The organism is Microvirga sp. P4_G7 (genome assembly GCF_056401005.1).
Map to the genome: position 1 here is coordinate 1 of NZ_JBFUKD010000936.1, position 1,145 is coordinate 1,145.

Consider the following 1,145-nt stretch of genomic DNA (forward strand, 5'->3'; position numbering starts at 1 on the left):
CCACGCGGCTGCGATCGCGCTCGCCGATCTGCCGCAAAAGATCCGTGGCTACGGCCATATCAAGGAGCGGAATCTGAAAGCGGCGAAGGCGGAAGAAGTCGTCTTGCTGAACCAGTTCCGGGCACCCGAGCAACCGCTCCCGATCGCGGCGGAGTAATCTGCCGCCGCGACTCTGATCGTCACTCCAGTCGCCATTCGATGGGTGACAGGCCGTTCTCGACGAGCCATTCATTCGTTCGCGTAAACGGGCGCGAACCGCGGAAATCGCGCAAGCGATTGAGCGGGGACGGATGCCCGCACGCGATCACCAGGTGCTTCGCGTCGTCGACAAGCTCCGCCCGTCGCCGCGCCGGTCCTCCCCAGAGGAGAAAGGCGACGGCGGGCCGGCTCTTCGAGACGTGCGCAACGACCTGATCGGCAAGCGCCGACCATCCCATTTTGAGATGCGCGCCCGCGTTGCCCGCTTCCACCGTCAGCGCGGTATTGAGAAGAAGGACCCCCTGTTCCGCCCACGGCGTGAGATCGCCTTTGCGCGGCAGCGACGATCCGGTCTCCTCGGCCATCTCCGCAAGTATGGTCTTCAGGGACGCGGGGAGACGCCGTACTCCGCGATAGGAGAAGGCGAGGCCGTGCGCGTCTCCCGGGGTCGGGTAGGGGTCCTGCCCGAGAATGACGGCCTTGACCCGGTCCAGCGGCGTCAACAGGAGCGCGTTGAAAACATCCGGCGCCGGGGGAAGAATATGCGCTCCGGCGGCCGCGCGGGCGTCCACCCGGTCGGCAACCTGATGGGCGGCCGGTCCGGCGAAGAAGGGCAGTTCGCGCCAGCCCGCCGCGCGCGGGTCGCGGCGCAAGGCGGCGAGGGCCTGGCCGACCGGTCCGTCCATCGTCGATCTCCCAAGGTGGGTATGGTTTTCGTCCGTCGATCCCCCTGTGATCGACGAGGAATTATTGATGTGCAGACGTGCCTAAAGTCTGCGCACCGGGCTCGTGACAGAGTGTTACTTCTGTGACACGTTGGCTGTCTAGATTTCAGGGGTCACCCTCGAGTCAAAATCCTCATTCAAGGACAATCGCCCATGCTTCAGCGCCGCCCCATCGCTCCCTCTCTGCGCGCAGGCCTTCTCGGCTTCTCCCTGTTGCTGTCG

The 1,145-nt window shown here is 65.2% G+C and carries 2 protein-coding genes; one reads left to right on the forward strand and one right to left on the reverse strand.

The window, feature by feature from the left end:
- Positions 1-13 precede the first annotated feature (13 nt).
- Complete coding sequence (locus AC1DT3_RS22055) at positions 14-157, forward strand: hypothetical protein (protein WP_477467311.1); 144 nt, start codon at positions 14-16, stop codon at positions 155-157.
- A 22-nt stretch (positions 158-179) separates the two neighbouring features.
- On the opposite strand, the gene ung is transcribed toward AC1DT3_RS22055, so the two are convergent.
- Complete coding sequence (gene ung, locus AC1DT3_RS22060; RefSeq protein ID WP_477467310.1) at positions 180-884, reverse strand: uracil-DNA glycosylase; 705 nt, start codon at positions 882-884, stop codon at positions 180-182.
- Between the last annotated feature and the right edge of the window lie 261 nt (positions 885-1,145).

Bases quoted from the DNA above. Each gene is read 5' to 3' on its own strand.
- ung (WP_477467310.1), bottom strand. From the start codon at position 884: ATGGACGGACCGGTCGGCCAGGCCCTCGCCGCCTTGCGCCGCGACCCG.